Raw genomic sequence first — 15,888 nt, 5'->3', positions numbered from 1 at the left:
TGGATTCCAGAAGAATCGGATGCTCCGGCGGGATCGTTCCCGCCGGAGCATCCGTGATTCGTGGGCGGTGTACGCGCCTACTTCACCTGTTCGCTGATGATCTGCATGATCGACGTGTCGGCGAGGGTGGTGGTGTCGCCGATCTGGCGCCCCTCGGCCAGGTCGCGCAGCAGGCGGCGCATGATCTTGCCCGACCGCGTCTTGGGCAGCTCGTTGACGATGAACACCTGGCGGGGCCGGGCGATCGCGCCGATCTGCGTGGCGACGTGCTTGCGCAGCTCTTCTGATGCGGCCGCGACATCGGCCGAAGCGACATCGGCCTGACTCGCCTTCAGAATCACGAACGCGACGACCGCCTGGCCGGTCGTTTCGTCGGATGCCCCGACCACGGCGGCCTCGGCGGTCCACGGGTGCGCGACGAGCGACGACTCGATCTCGGCCGTCGAGAGCCGGTGGCCCGACACGTTCATGACGTCGTCGACCCTGCCGAGCAGCCAGATGTCGCCGTCTTCGTCGCGGCGGGCGCCGTCGCCGGCGAAGTACTTGTCGCCGAACTTCTCCCAATAGGTCTCTTTGAACCGCTCGGGGTCGCCCCAGATGCCGCGCAGCATCGACGGCCACGGTTCGCTGACGACGAGCAGGCCGCCGCCTTCGCCCTCGACGGGGGTGCCGTCGTCGCTGAGGATATCGATCGAGATGCCGGGGATCGGCACCTGCGCCGACCCGGGCTTGAGGTCGGTGATGCCGGGCAGCGCCGAGATCATGATCGCGCCGGTCTCGGTCTGCCACCACGTGTCGACCACGGGGATCGAGCCGCCGCCGATGACGTGGCGGTACCAGATCCACGCTTCGGGGTTGATGGGCTCACCGACCGAGCCGAGCAGGCGCAGCGAACGCAGGTTGAACTCGTGCGGGATCTGCCTGCCCAGCTTCATGAACGAGCGGATCGCGGTCGGTGCCGTGTAGAGGATCGAGACCTTGTACTTCTCGACGATCTCCCACCAGCGGCCCGGGTGCGGGGTGTCGGGCGTGCCCTCGTAGAGCACCTGGGTGGCGCCGTTCGCGAGTGGGCCGTAGACCACGTACGAGTGCCCGGTGACCCAGCCGACGTCGGCGGTGCACCAGTACACGTCGGTCTCGGGGTGCAGGTCGAACACGTACTTGTGCGTGAACGCGACCTGGGTGAGGTAGCCGCCGCTCGAATGCACGACGCCCTTGGGTTTGCCGGTGGTGCCCGACGTGTAGAGGATGAACAGCGGATGCTCGGCCTCGAACGCGGTCGCCTCGTGCTCGCTCGCCGCGGCGCCGACGGTGTCGTGCCACCACTCGTCGCGGCCCGGCTCGAGGGTGATGTCGTTGCCCGTGCGCTGCACGACGAGCACGTTCTCGACGCTGCCGGCGCTCTTGCCGATCGCCTCGTCGACGGTGGGCTTGAGCGGGAACACCCGGCCCTTGCGGTATCCGCCGTCGGCGGTGATGACGAGTTTCGCCTCGGCGTCGTCGATGCGCGACGCGAGGCTGTCGGAGCTGAAGCCGCCGAACACGACCGAGTGGATGGCGCCGATACGCGCGACCGCGAGCATCGCGACGACGGCCTCGGGAATCATGGGGAGGTAGATGGCGACCCGGTCGCCCGTGCCGACGCCGAGGCCCTCGAGCACGTTTGCGGCGCGCTTGACCTCGTCGGTGAGTTCGGCGTAGGTGATGTCGCGGCTGTCGCCGGGCTCGCCTTCGAAGTGGATGGCGACCCGGTCGCCGAGGCCGGCTGCAACGTGCCGGTCGAGGCAGTTGACGGCGACGTTGAGCTCACCGTCGTCGAACCACCTCGCGAACGGCGGGTTCGACCAGTCGAGGGTGCGGGTGAAGGGTTTGTGCCAGGTGAGCAGCTCGCGGGCCTGGTCGGCCCAGAAGCCGAGGCGATCGGCGTTCGCTGCCTCGTAGAGGGCCGGGTCGGCGACGGACTGGGCGGCGAACTCGGGGCTCGGACGGAAGCGCCGGATCTCTTCGAGCGCGTGATCGATCTGAACGGTCATGGTTCTGCGGTCGCTCCTTCGCGATTGGTTCCACGGATGGGTCGCCTGCCCCACCAGCACACTACCGCCAGCACGCGATGCCTCTGCACGCGCGCTGAAACACGGCGTGATTCGGCTCTTCCGCGCAGGGGGTGTGTGGGGTTACTGTGCTTTTGCGCAGAGAAATCTGTATGTCCGCACAAACGGGGACAAATAATGCTTGCGCATCCTTCCGCAAGCCGTATGCTGGGTTGCGCCCGGACACTCGTTTCGAGGCCTGCAGCACTCGTGATTCCCCCCAATCCTTGTGCTGCCGAGGCGGCACCTGTTCCCCCCAATGGGTGCCGCCCCCTTTTCGTTAGCGGCGCGTGAGCGCGGCGGGTCGAGTCCTCCTCCACAACGGCGTGGTGGAGGCTCTTTCCATATGTATTCGCGGTCGGATGCCCCGGGGTTCGGCTGATTTCCTACGCTCACGGCATGAGCATCCCCTTCGTGGCCAGCCCGTCGTGGGGCACGCCGCAGCCCCGACCCGCGGTCGCCGTGCGCGTCGGCGGCGGGGCCGTCACGCGACCCGCCGATCACACGGCGCTCACGCAGCGCCCAGGCGATGGGGCGGTCGCGCCGCTCGGCGATGCCGATGCCTCTGCCGCGCCGCTTGACGTGCCGTCGGCCTTCGCCCCCATCGACCTCTCGATGCTCGGTCCGCTCGAGCCGTTCGCCGCCGACGGCCCCGTCACCGACCTCTTCGTCAACGGCGAGCAGGGCCTCTGGGTCGACCGCGGTGCCGGTGCCCGCCACGAGCCGGGCTGGCTCGCCGACGAGGCCGAGGTTCGCGCGCTCGCCGTGCGGCTCATCGCGCGCGGCGGCCGGCACGTCGATGAGGCGACCCCGGCGGTCGACGTGCGTCTTGGTCGCGGCATCCGGGTTCACGTTGTGCTGCCGCCGGTGTCGGCGACCGGAACCCTCATCTCGGTGCGCGTGCCGCGCACGACAGGGTTCTCACTCGCCGCCCTCGCGCGCGCAGGCATGCTCAGCGAGCCGCAGCAGCGGCGTCTCAGCGAGGCTGTGGCGGGCCGTGAGAACGTGCTCGTCACCGGTGCTGCCGGCACCGGCAAGACCACGCTGCTCGCCGCGCTGCTCGGCGAGGCGCCAGAGGGCGAGCGCATCGTCGTCATCGAAGACGTCGCCGAGCTGCAGATCTCGCATCCGCACATCGTGGCGCTCGAGGCACGGCAGGCGAACCTCGAGGGTACGGGGCGTGTGGGGCTCGACGCGCTGTTGCGCGAGGCGCTGCGCATGCGGCCCGACCGACTCGTGGTCGGCGAGTGCCGCGGAGCCGAACTGCGCGAACTGCTCGCTGCGCTGAACACCGGTCACGATGGCGGCGCGGGTACCCTGCACGCGAATTCGCTGGCGGATGTCCCGGCCAGGCTCGAGGCGCTCGGAGCCACGGCCGGGCTCTCGCCCGACGCGGTCGCCCGGCAGACGGTGAGCGCGTTCGACCTCGTGCTGCACCTCGAACGGGTCGCGGGTCGGCGACGGCTCGCGCAGCTCGGCCGGTTCGCGCAGCAGGGCGACCGCCTCGGAATCGAGGCGCTGTGAGCGCGCGGCGGCTCGGCGGCGGATTGGCCGCGCTCGTGGAACGGCTTCGCGCACTGCGGCGCCGACCCGACCCGGCCGCAGAGGTCGACGCCATCGCGAGCATCACCGAGCGCGTGGCGGTGCTGCTCGCGGCCGGAGTGCCCGCATCGAACGTCTGGCGTCACCTGTTGCCCGTCGATCACACTGGATTGCAGGACATCATGGGGTTTGCAGGACACCCGGGTGCGCGGGCGTCCTGCAAACCGGGGAAAGTCCTGCAAACCGGTGGCAGCGCGGGAGCGGGCGGCGTCGGCGCTGAGCACCCGGTGGCCGATGCTGCCGTGCTGATCGCTGCGGCCCGCGCGGCCGAGGTCGGCGAACCGGTCGGCGCGGTGATCGTCGCCGCGAGCCGCGAGCATTCGGACGCGTCGTCGGCGTGGCCCGTGCTCGCCGCCGCGTGGACGGTTGCGGCCGAGTCGGGCGCCCCGCTCGCCGCCAGCCTGCGCGACCTCGCCACCGTGTTGCGCGACGAGGCGCAGCTGCGCCGCGAGGTCGGCGCCGCGCTCGCCGGGCCGGCCGCGAGCGCGCGATTGGTCATGGCGCTGCCCGCCATCGCCGTGCTCTTCGGGGCGACCCTCGGCTTCGATACTTTCGGTGTGCTGTTCGGCAACCCGCTCGGCCTCGCGTGCCTCGTGGTTGGTGCTTTCTTCCTGTGGGGCGGCCGGCGCTGGAACCGCCGGCTCGCCCGCACGGCCTCGCAGTCGAGGGCCGATGCGGGCCTCGAGCTCGAACTGCTCGCGATCGCGATGTCGAGCGGCGCCTCGATCGATCGTGCGCGCGACCTCGCCCGACGTGTCATGCACGATTCCCTGCCGCACGTCGGCGACGGGGCGCAGGTCGACGCGGTGCTCGAGCTCTCGGCGCGCGCGGGCGCGCCGGTGGCCGAGCTGCTGAAGGCCGAGGCATTCCGTGTGCGGCGCGCGGCCCGCGCCGATGGGGCTGCCCGCGCGGCGGCGCTCGGTGTGCGGCTCATGCTGCCGCTCGGCGTCTGCGTGCTGCCGGCCTTCGTGTTGCTCGGCGTTGCGCCGCTCATGATCTCCGTCATCGCGGGCACCCTCGGCGGTGCCGTGTGACGGCTCCAAGCTCGTGCCATCACCCCGCCGGTCCGCCGGCACCACACGAAAGCAGGTCACCATGCACGACACCTCCACAGCCCAGCGCCCCACGGGCCACGGCCGGCTCTTCGCCGTCGCCCGTGCGGTCTCGCGCCGGCTCGATGGCGAGCGCGGCGCCGCCACGGCCGAGTACGCCGTCGCGACCATGGCCGCCGTCGGATTCGCCGGGCTCCTCGTCATCATCCTGCGCGGCGACGAGGTGCGCGAGATCCTCACGGAGCTCGTACGGAATGCGCTCACGGTCGGCTGATGGCGAACGGGGCAGCGTGACCGCGGAGTTCGCGGTCGCGCTGCCCGCGATCGCCCTGGTGCTCGCGGCCTGCCTGGGATCGGTGCAGCTCGCCGCCCAGCAGGTTCGATTGACCGATGCCGCTGCCGACGCCGCGCGCGCCCTCGGCCGTGGCGAGTCCGCGGCCGAGGCGGCGGCGATCGCCGATCGCGTGTCGGGCGGTGCGGCGCTGCAGGTCTCGCGTGACGAACCCTTCGTCTGCGCTACGCTCACTGCGTCTGGCGCGGGCGTGCTCGCGGCGGTGCGGTTGCAGGCCGAGTCATGCGCCGTCACTGGCGGCCGCTGATGAGCTCGTGGGGGCGGCTCGTGCGCCATGGCGGCGACGAGTCGGGCGCAGCGTCGGTGGTGGCCCTCGGACTCGTGGGCGCGATCGTGGCGCTGGCGGCGCTGCTCGCCCCCGTGCTCGGAGTGTTCGTGGCCACGCAGCGGGTCGCGAACGCCGCCGACGCCGCGGCCCTCGCAGCGGCCGATGTCGCGTCGGGGGCGGTGCCCGGGGTTCCATGCGATCTCGCGGCGGGTGTCGCAGCCCGCAACGGAGCGACGCTCGCCGGGTGCGAGGTCGACGGGCCCGTGGCAACGGTCACCGCGCGGTCGACGCCCTTCGGCTTCGCCGTCGAAGGTCGCGCTCGAGCCGGGCCGCCCGGCTGGGACGGGTGACCGCATTGCAAACCGACGTCGCAACCGATTGCCGAATCACCCGGGGCTGACTATGGTTCGGCTATGGGTCACGACGAGGTACTCAGTGAATCCGAGGCGCGCCGCCCGACGATCTACGACGTGGCGAAGGCGAGCAACGTGTCGCCGTCGACCGTGTCGCGGGCGTTCTCGAAGCCCGGTCGGGTCAGCACCGGCACCGCCGACCGCATCCGACGCGTGGCCGACGAACTCGGGTACCACCACGCGCCGCAACCCCGCGCGAAGCCCACGTCGAAGACCGGCATGCTCGCCGTCGTGGTCGCCGACCTCGCCAATCCGTTCTTCGTCGACATCATCCAGGGCGCCCGCAAGGAGGCGAGCGTGCATCGCACGACCGTGCTGGTCATCGACGCGCAGGAGTCGCTCGACGACGAACGAGATGCCGTCGAACGCGTGGCTCCGCTCGTCGACGGCATCGTGCTCGCCACCTCGCGCATGAGCGAGAGTGCCATCCGCGCGGTCGCCCGGCAGACCGCGCTCGTCGTGCTCAACCGCCCGATGCCCGACGTGCCGAGTGCCGTCACCGACAACGCGCGCGGCATGCACCTCGCCGTCGAGCACCTCGCCGGCCTCGGCCACCGCACGTTCACCTACCTCGCCGGCCCCGAGGCATCGTGGGCAGACAGCATGCGCTGGAGGTCGATCAGTCAGGCCGCGACCGACCGCGGCGTACGTGTTCGGCGGCTCGGGCCGTCGGCCCCCACGGCCGAAGGCGGGGCCGCCGCCGTGACCGGCTTCCTCGCCCGACCCTCGACCGCTGTCGTCGCGTACAACGACCTGATGGCGATGGGGTTCATCGAAGAACTCGCGGCACGGGGCATCCGTACGCCCGACGACGTCAGCGTCATCGGATTCGACGACAGCACCGACCGTCGCTTCGGCGACCCCATGCTCACGACGGTCGCGGTGCAGCACCGGCTGCTCGGCCGATTCGCCGTGCAGATGCTGCTCGGCCAGCGCATCGCGCCGGCCGGCCGGCCGGCGATGCTCGCGGCCGAGCTCGTCGTGCGCAGATCGACCGCGACGCCCGCCGAGGGCCTCCCTCGCCGCCTCGCGAGCTGAGCTCGACCGGCCGCGCCACAGCGCGACCGGCCTCCGCGCCAACAAGTGGTACCCGGTTGACGCTCGACCGGCGGGGTGCGCGCTACTCGACCGGCGAAGGGCCGATCAGTCGAACACCGTCTCGATGAAGCGGTACGAGACCGCCGAGGGGCGGTCGTCGTCGGGGGAGTCGAACTCGAGCCCGGAGGCACGCGAGTAGATGTAGCGCTTGCCCGCCTCAGCGTTCAACTCGAGCCGGGGACGAGGGTCGCCCGAGTCGAGGAACGCCGTCGCGACGGTCTTTCCCTCGAGCGGTCCGTCGATCAGCATGGCCGTGTACGAGGCAGTCGATGACGTTTCCATACGGCCTATCTTCCTCTGCCGTGCACGAAGTGCAAGTGGCCTGCGCCCCCGGCCTCGCGAACGTCACCTGCGGGGTTGAAGAGGCGTACTCCCCGTCAGGGTGTGTATCGTGTGGCTGTCGGCCGAGTGGCGTGCCGACTGAGGCACACACCGCTGGGGGCGCGGCGAGCATGTGCATTCCCGTCTCATAGCGCGTTAAGAGGAAGTCTGGTGACAGGCGTGAAGAAACTGGTCATCGTCGAGTCGCCGACCAAGATGAAGTCCATCGCCCAGTATCTGGGCGACGGCTACGAGGTGCTGTCGTCGGTCGGCCACATCCGTGACCTCATCGAGCCGAAGAACCTGCCCGCCGAGCTCAAGAAGGGCCCGCTCGGCAAGTTCTCGGTCGACGTCGAGAACGGCTTCGAGCCGTACTACGTGGTCTCCGACTCCAAGAAGAAGACCGTCGCCGAACTCAAGCGTGCGCTGAAGAACGCCGACGAACTCCTGCTCGCGACCGATGAAGATCGCGAGGGCGAGGCCATCGCGTGGCACCTGCTGCAGGAGCTGAAGCCCAAGGTGCCGGTGCGCCGCATGGTCTTCCACGAGATCACGAAGGACGCGATCCAGGCCGCGAAGGACAACACCCGCGAGCTCGACACCGCGCTCGTCGACGCTCAAGAGACCCGTCGCATCCTCGATCGCCTCTACGGCTACGAGGTCTCGCCGGTGCTCTGGCGCAAGGTCGGCCCCGGCCTCTCGGCCGGTCGCGTGCAGTCGGCGGCGACGCGACTCGTCGTCGACCGCGAGCGCGAGCGGCTCGCGTTCGTCTCGGCGGAGTACTGGGACCTGCTGGGCAGGTTCGCGCCCGAGGCATCCGGTTCGTCGTTCCAGGCGAAGCTCGTGCGCGTGGGCGGCGAGAAGGTCGCGAACGGCAGCAACTTCGACGACCTCGGCAAGCTGAAGGGCAAGGCGGTCGTGCTCGACGAGCCGACGGTGCGTGCCCTCGCTGACGCGCTGCAGGCCGACGACGTGCGCCGCACCGTCACGAAGCTCGAGACGAAGCCGTGGTCGCGCAAGCCGTCGGCCCCGTTCACGACGTCGACGCTGCAGCAGGAGGCCGGCCGCAAGCTGCGCCTCTCGGCGCGCGACACCATGCGCGTCGCGCAGTCGCTCTACGAGAACGGCTACATCACCTATATGCGCACCGACTCGGTGTCGCTGTCGCAGCAGGCGGTCAACGCCGCCCGCACCCAGGCGACCAAGCTCTACGGGCCCGACTCGGTGCCCGACAAGCCCCGCGTGTACGTGGGCAAGTCGAAGAACGCGCAGGAGGCGCACGAGGCGATCCGCCCGTCGGGCGAGGTGTTCCGCACGCCGTCCGAGCTGCAGAGCGCCCTTCGCGGCAGCGAACACGCCCTCTACGACCTCATCTGGAAGCGCACGGTCGCATCGCAGATGGCCGACGCGAAGGGGCAGACCGCGACGGTCACGATCGAGGTCGGTCCGACGCGAGCCGATGCCCCGGCGCCCGACGGCGCCACCGCTCCCGTCGCGGAAACGATCGCCGAGTTCACCGCGAGCGGCACCGTGATCACGTTCCCCGGCTACCGCTCCGCCTATGAAGAGGGGCGCGACGAGGAGCGCAACGCCGATGATGCGTCGGGCGAGGCGAAGCTGCCGAAGCTCACCGAGGGCCAGCAGATCGGGCTCGACGAGCTCGAGGTGAAGGGCCACCAGACGAGCCCGCTGCCGCGCTACACCGAGGCGAGCCTCGTGAAGCGGCTCGAAGAGCTCGGCATCGGCCGGCCCTCGACGTTCGCGTCGATCATCTCGACGATCATCGATCGCGGGTACGTCACACGCCGCGGCCAGGCGCTCGTGCCCAGCTGGGTCGCGTTCTCGGTCGTTCGACTGCTCGAAGAGCACTTCGGCGACCTCGTCGAGTACGACTTCACCGCCGAGATGGAGGACGACCTCGACCGCATCGCCGCGGGCGAGGCCGACCGTGTCGACTGGCTGAACGGCTTCTACTTCGGCTCCGATCAGCACCGGGGCTTGCGACAGGTCGTCGACAACCTCGGTGACATCGACGCCCGCGAGATCAACTCGGTCGCGATCGCTCCCGACATCACGCTGCGCATCGGCAAGTACGGTCCGTACCTCGAGACCGTCGACACGGATGCCGCAGCGGCGACCACTGACGGAGCCGAGGTGCCGCCCCGCCGGGTGAACCTGCCCGAAGACCTCGCGCCCGACGAGCTCACCGAGGCGAAGGCCCGCGAGCTCATCGAGGCGCCCGTGCAGGGCGACCGCGTGCTCGGCGAGAATCCCGCCAACGGCAAGCAGGTCGTCGTGAAGGACGGCCGGTTCGGCCCGTACGTCACCGAGGTCGAGCCCGCGCCCGAAGCCGAGGCCGCGACATCCGTCGACTCTTCGACCGGCGAAATCGTCGACACGGTCAAGCCCAAGCGCGGCGCGAAGAAGCCCGCGGCCGTCAAGCCGCGCACCGCGTCGCTCTTCAAGAGCATGGTCATCGAAGAGGTCGACCTCGAGACCGCGCTGAAGCTGCTCGACCTGCCGCGCACCGTCGGCGTCGACCCCGAGTCGGGCGTCGAGATCACCGCGCAGAACGGGCGCTACGGGCCGTACCTGAAGAAGGATGCCGACACCCGCACGCTGCCGAGCGAAGACGCGATCTTCGACATCGACCTGGCCGGTGCGCTCGAGCTGTTCGCGCAGCCGAAGTACGGCGCGCGACGTGCGTCGAGCGCGCTGAAGGAGTTCGACAACGACCCCGTGAGCGGCAAGCCGATCAAGGTGAAGGACGGTCGGTTCGGGCCGTACGTCACCGATGGCACGACGAACGCGACGATTCCCCGTACCGAGTCGGTCGAGGAGATCACGTTCGAACGCGCGGTCGAGCTGCTGCAGATCAAGCGTGACAAGGGGCCGGCCGTGCCGCGCGCCAAGAAGGCACCGGCCAAGAAGACGACGACCCGCAAGACGGCGACGAAGAAGTGAGCGCGACGGGCCTCTTCATCACCTTCGAGGGCGGTGACGGCTCGGGCAAGACGACGCAGGCGTCGCTGCTCGGCGAGTGGCTCGCAGGCCAGGGCCGCGCGGTCGTTCGCACGCGCGAGCCGGGCGGCACCGAGGTCGGCATCGAGGTGCGCGAGATCGTGCTGCACCACCGCGGCGACATCGCACCGCGCGCCGAGGCGCTGCTCTACGCCGCCGATCGCGCCCATCATGTGGCGACCGTCGTGCGGCCCGCGCTCGAGCGAGGCGACGTCGTCATCCAGGACCGCTACATCGACTCGTCGGTGGCCTATCAGGGCGCCGGCCGGGTACTCGACCCCGCCGAGGTGCGGGGAATCTCGGAGTGGGCGACGGGCGGCCTCCTGCCCGACCTCACGATCCTGCTCGACCTCGACGCCGAGGCCGCCCGTGAGCGCCTCGACGGGGCCCGCACACGCTACGACCGGCTCGAGGCAGAGGCATCCGAGTTCCATGATCGGGTGCGCAGCGCGTATCTCGCCCTCGCAGGGGACGAGCCCGAGCGGTTCCTCGTCGTCGACGCGTCGCTGCCCGTCGACGAGATCGCCGCGGCTGTTCGGGCGCGTGTCGCCGGGTTGCTCTGAGTGCGCGCGACGCGCGTTGTCGTTACGTACCATGATCGGATTCTCGGGTTCCTGTCGGCAGCAGAAGGTAGCGTTCTCGCGTGAGCGTGTGGAGTGAGCTGACCGGGCAAGACACCGCGATCGCGGTGTTCCGCGGGGCGGCCGAGGCTGCGGGCGCGGCGCGTGCCGGCTCATCCGGGTCGACTTCGGCCGGGTCATCCGCTTCGCAGCAGATGACGCACTCGTGGCTCATCACCGGCCCGCCCGGCTCGGGGCGCTCGAACCTCGCCTACGCCTTCGCGACCGCCCTCATCTCGGGTGACGCCGACGGTGATGAGGCGACCCGCATCCAGGTCGAGGCGCGCAGCCACCCCGACCTGCACGTGCTCGCCACCGAGGGCGTCATCATCAAGGTCGCCGACGTGCGCGACATCGTCAAGCGCTCGCACTATTCGCCGTCGGTCGGCCGGCACCGCGTCATCGTCGTCGAAGACGCCGACCGCATGACCGAGCAGACCTCGAACGTACTGCTGAAAGAGCTCGAAGAGCCGCCCGCGCGCACCGTGTGGCTGTTGTGCGCCCCGAGCGAGGCCGACCTCATCCCCACCATCCGGTCGCGCGTGCGGTCGGTGCGGTTGCAGGTGCCGAGCATCGCCGATGTCGCCGCCCTGCTCGAGCGTCGCGACGGCGTCGACGCCGAACTCGCCGAGCGGGCGGCGCGCGAGGCGCAGAGCCACATCGGCATGGCGCACCGGCTCGCCACGAACGACGAGGCGCGGGCCCGCCGGGCCGAAACCCTCGAGCTCGCGCTGCGCGTGCGCTCGGCCGCGACCGCGGTGTCGACCGCGGCGCGATTCCTCGCGATCGCCGGCGACGACGCCAAGGCCATCACCGAGCTGCGCGACGCCGAAGAGCGCGAGCACGCGCTGCACTCGCTCGGCGTCGCGCCGGGGCAGGCCGTGCCACCCGCGCTGCGCCCGCAGCTCAAGGCGCTCGAAGACGACCAGAAGCGCCGGGCCACGCGAAGCCTGCGCGACGGCATCGATCGCATCCTCGTCGACCTCGCGTCGCTCTACCGCGACATCATGCTCATCCAACTCGACGCCGACGTGCCGCTCGTCAACCGTGAGATGCTCGACGACCTGCGGCAAGCGGCAGCTCGTGCGAGCGCAGCACGAACGCTGGCGACGCTCGACGCCATCCAGACCGCACGCACCCGCATCGAGGGCAACGTGCAACCCGCGCTCGCGCTCGAGGCGATGCTCGTCTCCGCGATCCGCACGACCGAACAACGAGGGGCCGCATGAGCGCACCGCACACCAGAACGCCGGCCACGACCGAGGTGCGGGGCAGGCGTGGGCCCGGCGGGGCGCGTGGGTCGCGCCGCGGCATCGTCGTGGCCGCGCTCGCGGGCGCGGCTACGACGCTCGTGGCGCTCACCGGCTGCGTGCCCTCGCTGCTCGCGCCCGAGAAGTCGGTCTCGACGCCCACCGGCGAAGAGGTCGCACCCGAGCTCGAGCCGTTCTACTCCCAGGTGCTCGAGTGGAGTTCATGCGGTGACGAGATGACCTGCACCACAGCGAAGGCGCCGCTCGACTGGAACGACCCCGGCACCGGTGAGATCGAGCTGGCGCTCTCGCGCCACTCGGCAACGGGCGACAAGATCGGGTCGCTGCTGCTGAACCCGGGTGGGCCAGGCGGTTCGGGGTACGACTTCGTCATCGACTCCCTCGACTTCGCGGTCGGCGAGCCGCTCAAGCAGCGCTTCGACGTCGTCGGATTCGATCCGCGCGGCGTCAACCAGTCGACGGCGGTCGCCTGCTACGACGCCGCCGGCATGGACGAGTTCATCTACGGCGTCGACCCCAACGAGCGCGGCAGCGACGAGTGGATCGAGAACCGCGCCGCCGCCAACGCCGCCTTCGGCGAGGCGTGCCTCGAAGAGACCGGCGACCTGCTCGCCGAGGTCGACACCGAGAGCGCCGCGCGCGATCTCGACCTGCTGCGCGCCGTGCTCGGTGATGACGAGCTCAACTACCTCGGCTACTCGTACGGCACGTTCCTCGGTGCCACCTATGCCGACCTGTTCCCCGAGAAGGTGGGCCGGCTCGTGCTCGACGGGGCGCTCGACCCCATGGCGACCTCGTTCGACGTCAACAGGGCGCAGGCAGTGGGCTTCGAGGGCGCGCTCGTCGCCTACCTCGAAGACTGCCTCTCGGGCAGTGAGTGCCCGTTCACCGGCACGGTCGACGAGTCGGTCGATGAGGTCGGGCGTCTGCTCGCCTCGGTCGACGCGAGCCCACTGCGCGGAAGCGACGGCCGAAGGGTCGACGGCGACACGCTGTTCACGGCGATCATCTACCCGCTGTACAGCCCCGAGTCGTGGCCGTACCTCAGCGAGATGTTCTCGGCCACGATGTTCGGCGACGGCGATGCCGCGCTCGTCTTCGCCGACGGCTACTACGGTCGCACGGCCGACGGCACCTACGAAGACAACTCCACCGAGGCCTTCCGGTCGATCAACTGCCTCGACTATCCCGCCCAGAGCGACCTCGAGGTGATGCGCGAACAGGCGGCCGAGATCACCGCCGCCGCCCCCACGTTCGGGCCCTATATGAGCTACGACGACCTCACCTGCAGCCGCTGGCCCGAGGCGGCCACGCGCGAGCCGGCCGCGATGCACGCCGAGGGCGCCGCGCCGATCATGGTCGTCGGCACCACGGGCGACCCGGCGACGCCGTACGAGTGGTCGGTGGCGCTCGCCGACCAGCTCGAGAGCGGTGTGCTCGTCACCTACGAGGGCGAGGGTCACACGGCGTACAACAAGTCGAACGGGTGCGTGAGCGACGCGGTCGAGAGCTACCTCATCGACGGAACTGTGCCCTCAGCCGATCCGAAGTGCTGACGTGGTCATCGGCGCTCGTTTTCTTCGCTAATATGGACTCTCGTGCCAGCCGGTGCACCTCGTGCACTGCAGTCACGCCGCCTTAGCTCAGTCGGCAGAGCGTCTCACTCGTAATGAGAAGGTCGTGGGTTCGATTCCCACAGGCGGCTCCATATTTTGATCTGACCAGGTCTTTCTCACCTCAATATGAGGGAGAATTGCCATGGGTTCGGCGTTTGTTCGGCGTTCTTCGATGCGAAACGGCGCGGCGCACGGATGCCTGCGAGCGGCGTTCGGGCGGTCTCGATCGGCCTCGTCATTCATCAGGTGCGCCTCGGTGCACCTGTCGTGCATGGACACCGAACGAACCGCAGCGCTCGGACTCGAGCCACTGCTGACCACGAGTGAACTCGCCGACTACCTCGGCGTCAACGTGCAGGCGATCTACGACCTGCGTTGCGACCGGCGCGGGCCGGCCGGCATCCGCGTCGGACGGGAGCTTCGGTACCGCGTCGCCGACGTTCGGCACTGGCTCGAGGCACTTCAGGAGTTCCAGCCTGCTGCCGAGGCTCTGGTTACGTCTCCGGCTGCGCGAGATGTGAGCCGCGCGAGCTGGCCGAGCTCGGGCAGCGGCGGACCCTGTTTCGGCCTGCGTCGGTCGGTATCTCCGGCGCCGACGCGGTTGCTGCGCTCGGTGAGGGCGACGAGCGCAAGGTGCCGGTCCGCGGTCCAGCAGATGAGCCGCCCGCGCTGGTCCTTCGTGCGGCCCAGGATGCCGGCATCGGCCAGTTCGACGAGGGCGTTGTGCGCCGCGGTCTTCGAGACGCGGTGCTTGTGGGCGGCTGACGCGACGGTGAGTACGGGATCGGTCGCGAGCCCGTCGAGGATGCGGCCGATGACGGCGCCGCGTCGCGGGACCGCGGGGGTCTGGCCCTGGGCGCGGCGGTAGACGATGAGTTCCTCGCGCGTGCGTTCATCGAGTGCTGCGAGGTCGGCGGAGAGTCGCACGGCATTGCCAGCAGCACGCTCGGTGGCGTGCGCGAAGGCGATGACCCAGTCGTCGAGCTGTGGCGGGTCGGCGCGGAACGCGGTGAGGCCGGCGATGTAGGCGTTGGTGTCGCCGGCGAAGACCGTGCTGATGGGGATGAGGATGTTGCGCAGCGCGTCGGCCCGGTGCAGCACCGTGTGGATGAGTGCGCGCCCGGTGCGGCCGTTTCCGTCGATGAAGGGGTGGATCGTCTCGAACTGTGCGTGGGCGATCGCGGCGCGGACAACTGGGTTGCCGGTCGTCTCGGTCACGAAGCGCGCGAGATCGGTGACCAGCCGCGGGACTTCGGTTTCGGGCGGTGGGACGAACTCGGCGCGTAGCGGGCTCCAGCCGGGACCGCCGACCCAGTTCTGCTCGGTGCGCAACCCGGGCTCGAGCGTCGGCTCGATGGCGTGCTGCAGGACCTCGATGTCGGCGACGGTGATGGGCCGGGAGCGGTCGGCGAGCGCCGCGATCGCGTCCTCGGTCGCGCGCACGTTGCCGATCACGTCGAGCGCGACACGGGTGCCCTCGTGCAGCACCTCGGCGATTGCGAGCCGCTTCGGGCTGATGCGGTTGCCCTCGATCCACGACGACGAAATGCTCTCCGACCGGATCAGCAGATGATTCAGGTAGGCCCCGCGGGACCCGATTCGCTCGTCGGCGCGGGCCAGCACCGCCACGGCGTCCTCAGCCGCCGACTTCGCTGCTTCACCGAGGAGGGGGAGGGCGGCACCCAGTTCGTCGGGGACGAAGGCGCGGTAGCGGCCCGGAGCGCGATCCTTGCGCCCGAGCTGACCGTCGTCATCGGGATTCCATACCCGTTCGATCAATGTCGGCATCGAGGCCTCCTAGCATGGGCGGCATCTCACTCAAATCAATCTTAGGGTATCTAAAGTTGATATAACCCATCAACGCCCGGCGAGCCAAGAGGGTCGCCGGACGATACCTCCCGATCCGTCAATCGTTCTGACATCGGGTACGACCGTCGCTTGCTGCTGTCCGGATGCTCGGACAGAAGTGAAACCATTCCACGTTCACCGTCGCCGGTTGTCAGGCAGTGTCAGCCGAGTGAGTGGCCATGAATCACACCGCCGAGGTGGTTGCGAATTCTGACGAGCTCCCGAGTCGGTGTGTCCGCCCGTGGTGGCCGCTTGCGCTTCAGGCCGCGGGTGCCTAGAGTCGCCGAAGTGGGACAACTGACCCACTTCGGCGTGC

General features: G+C 69.9%; 12 protein-coding genes, 1 tRNA gene and 2 pseudogenes. 12 read left to right on the top strand and 3 right to left on the bottom strand.

What is annotated here, in order from left to right:
- Positions 1-77: 77 nt before the first annotated feature.
- Positions 78-2,033 carry an acetate--CoA ligase gene (acs, locus tag ABD164_RS13705; RefSeq protein WP_344296854.1) on the bottom strand — a complete coding sequence of 652 codons (1,956 nt, stop codon included), beginning with the start codon at positions 2,031-2,033 and terminating at the stop codon, positions 78-80.
- Between the two features lie 456 nt (positions 2,034-2,489).
- Between acs and ABD164_RS13700 the strand changes: the two genes are divergently transcribed.
- From ABD164_RS13700 to ABD164_RS13675, 6 genes are all read left to right on the top strand, one after another.
- Positions 2,490-3,614 carry a TadA family conjugal transfer-associated ATPase gene (locus ABD164_RS13700; protein WP_425545951.1) on the top strand — a complete coding sequence of 375 codons (1,125 nt, stop codon included), beginning with the start codon at positions 2,490-2,492 and terminating at the stop codon, positions 3,612-3,614.
- A complete protein-coding gene (locus ABD164_RS13695; protein WP_344296853.1) occupies positions 3,611-4,726 on the top strand; it encodes a type II secretion system F family protein in 1,116 nt (371 codons plus the stop codon). Before ABD164_RS13700 ends, ABD164_RS13695 begins: the two co-directional genes overlap by 4 nt.
- 61 nt (positions 4,727-4,787) lie before the next feature.
- Positions 4,788-5,018 (top strand): DUF4244 domain-containing protein, encoded by a 231-nt coding sequence (locus ABD164_RS13690; RefSeq protein WP_344296852.1) that lies wholly within the window; start codon positions 4,788-4,790, stop codon positions 5,016-5,018.
- A gap of 16 nt (positions 5,019-5,034) precedes the next feature.
- Positions 5,035-5,343, top strand: a complete 309-nt coding sequence (locus tag ABD164_RS13685; protein WP_344296851.1) for a TadE family type IV pilus minor pilin — start codon at positions 5,035-5,037, stop codon at positions 5,341-5,343.
- The gene (locus tag ABD164_RS13680) at positions 5,343-5,714 is read left to right on the top strand and encodes an Rv3654c family TadE-like protein (RefSeq protein ID WP_344296850.1); all 372 of its coding nucleotides are present in this window, start codon (positions 5,343-5,345) and stop codon (positions 5,712-5,714) included. Before ABD164_RS13685 ends, ABD164_RS13680 begins: the two co-directional genes overlap by 1 nt.
- Positions 5,715-5,777: 63 nt before the next feature.
- Positions 5,778-6,815, top strand: coding sequence for a LacI family DNA-binding transcriptional regulator (locus tag ABD164_RS13675; protein ID WP_344296849.1), 1,038 nt, complete (start codon positions 5,778-5,780; stop codon positions 6,813-6,815).
- 105 nt (positions 6,816-6,920) lie between these two features.
- Here the strand turns inward: ABD164_RS13675 and ABD164_RS13670 are convergent, their stop codons facing one another.
- The gene (locus ABD164_RS13670; RefSeq protein ID WP_344296848.1) at positions 6,921-7,157 is read right to left on the bottom strand and encodes a hypothetical protein; all 237 of its coding nucleotides are present in this window, start codon (positions 7,155-7,157) and stop codon (positions 6,921-6,923) included.
- 210 nt (positions 7,158-7,367) lie between these two features.
- Here ABD164_RS13670 and topA point away from each other — a divergent pair.
- The 6 genes and pseudogenes from topA to ABD164_RS13640 all read left to right on the top strand — a co-directional run.
- Positions 7,368-10,157 (top strand): annotated as a pseudogene (gene topA, locus ABD164_RS13665) (type I DNA topoisomerase); the annotation flags it as partial.
- Complete coding sequence (gene tmk / locus ABD164_RS13660; RefSeq protein ID WP_344296847.1) at positions 10,157-10,780, top strand: dTMP kinase; 624 nt, start codon at positions 10,157-10,159, stop codon at positions 10,778-10,780. The pseudogene topA and the gene tmk, both read left to right, overlap by 1 nt.
- A gap of 80 nt (positions 10,781-10,860) precedes the next feature.
- Positions 10,861-12,066, top strand: coding sequence for a DNA polymerase III subunit delta' (locus ABD164_RS13655; RefSeq protein WP_344296846.1), 1,206 nt, complete (start codon positions 10,861-10,863; stop codon positions 12,064-12,066).
- A complete protein-coding gene (locus ABD164_RS13650) occupies positions 12,063-13,664 on the top strand; it encodes an alpha/beta hydrolase (protein WP_344296845.1) in 1,602 nt (533 codons plus the stop codon). The genes ABD164_RS13655 and ABD164_RS13650 overlap by 4 nt, the downstream gene beginning before the upstream one ends.
- A gap of 76 nt (positions 13,665-13,740) precedes the next feature.
- Positions 13,741-13,816: transfer RNA gene (locus ABD164_RS13645), tRNA-Thr, on the top strand.
- 50 nt (positions 13,817-13,866) lie between these two features.
- A pseudogene (locus tag ABD164_RS13640) lies at positions 13,867-14,124 on the top strand (hypothetical protein); the annotation flags it as partial.
- 62 nt (positions 14,125-14,186) lie between these two features.
- Here ABD164_RS13640 and ABD164_RS13635 read toward each other — a convergent pair.
- Complete coding sequence (locus ABD164_RS13635; protein ID WP_344296844.1) at positions 14,187-15,512, bottom strand: Fic family protein; 1,326 nt, start codon at positions 15,510-15,512, stop codon at positions 14,187-14,189.
- Positions 15,513-15,888 lie beyond the last annotated feature (376 nt).

This window comes from Agromyces neolithicus (assembly GCF_039529735.1).
Lineage (GTDB): Bacteria > Actinomycetota > Actinomycetes > Actinomycetales > Microbacteriaceae > Agromyces > Agromyces neolithicus.
The sequence above is the reverse complement of the archived record's forward strand: the minus strand, read 5'-3'. Positions and strand labels throughout refer to the sequence as shown.

Bases quoted from the DNA above. Each gene is read 5' to 3' on its own strand.
- ABD164_RS13675 (WP_344296849.1), top strand. From the start codon at position 5,778: ATGGGTCACGACGAGGTACTCAGTGAATCCGAGGCGCGCCGCCCGACG.
- ABD164_RS13670 (WP_344296848.1), bottom strand. From the start codon at position 7,157: ATGGAAACGTCATCGACTGCCTCGTACACGGCCATGCTGATCGACGGA.
- ABD164_RS13700 (WP_425545951.1), top strand. From the start codon at position 2,490: ATGAGCATCCCCTTCGTGGCCAGCCCGTCGTGGGGCACGCCGCAGCCC.
- ABD164_RS13680 (WP_344296850.1), top strand. From the start codon at position 5,343: ATGAGCTCGTGGGGGCGGCTCGTGCGCCATGGCGGCGACGAGTCGGGC.
- acs (WP_344296854.1), bottom strand. From the start codon at position 2,033: ATGACCGTTCAGATCGATCACGCGCTCGAAGAGATCCGGCGCTTCCGT.
- ABD164_RS13635 (WP_344296844.1), bottom strand. From the start codon at position 15,512: ATGCCGACATTGATCGAACGGGTATGGAATCCCGATGACGACGGTCAG.
- ABD164_RS13690 (WP_344296852.1), top strand. From the start codon at position 4,788: ATGCACGACACCTCCACAGCCCAGCGCCCCACGGGCCACGGCCGGCTC.
- ABD164_RS13650 (WP_344296845.1), top strand. From the start codon at position 12,063: ATGAGCGCACCGCACACCAGAACGCCGGCCACGACCGAGGTGCGGGGC.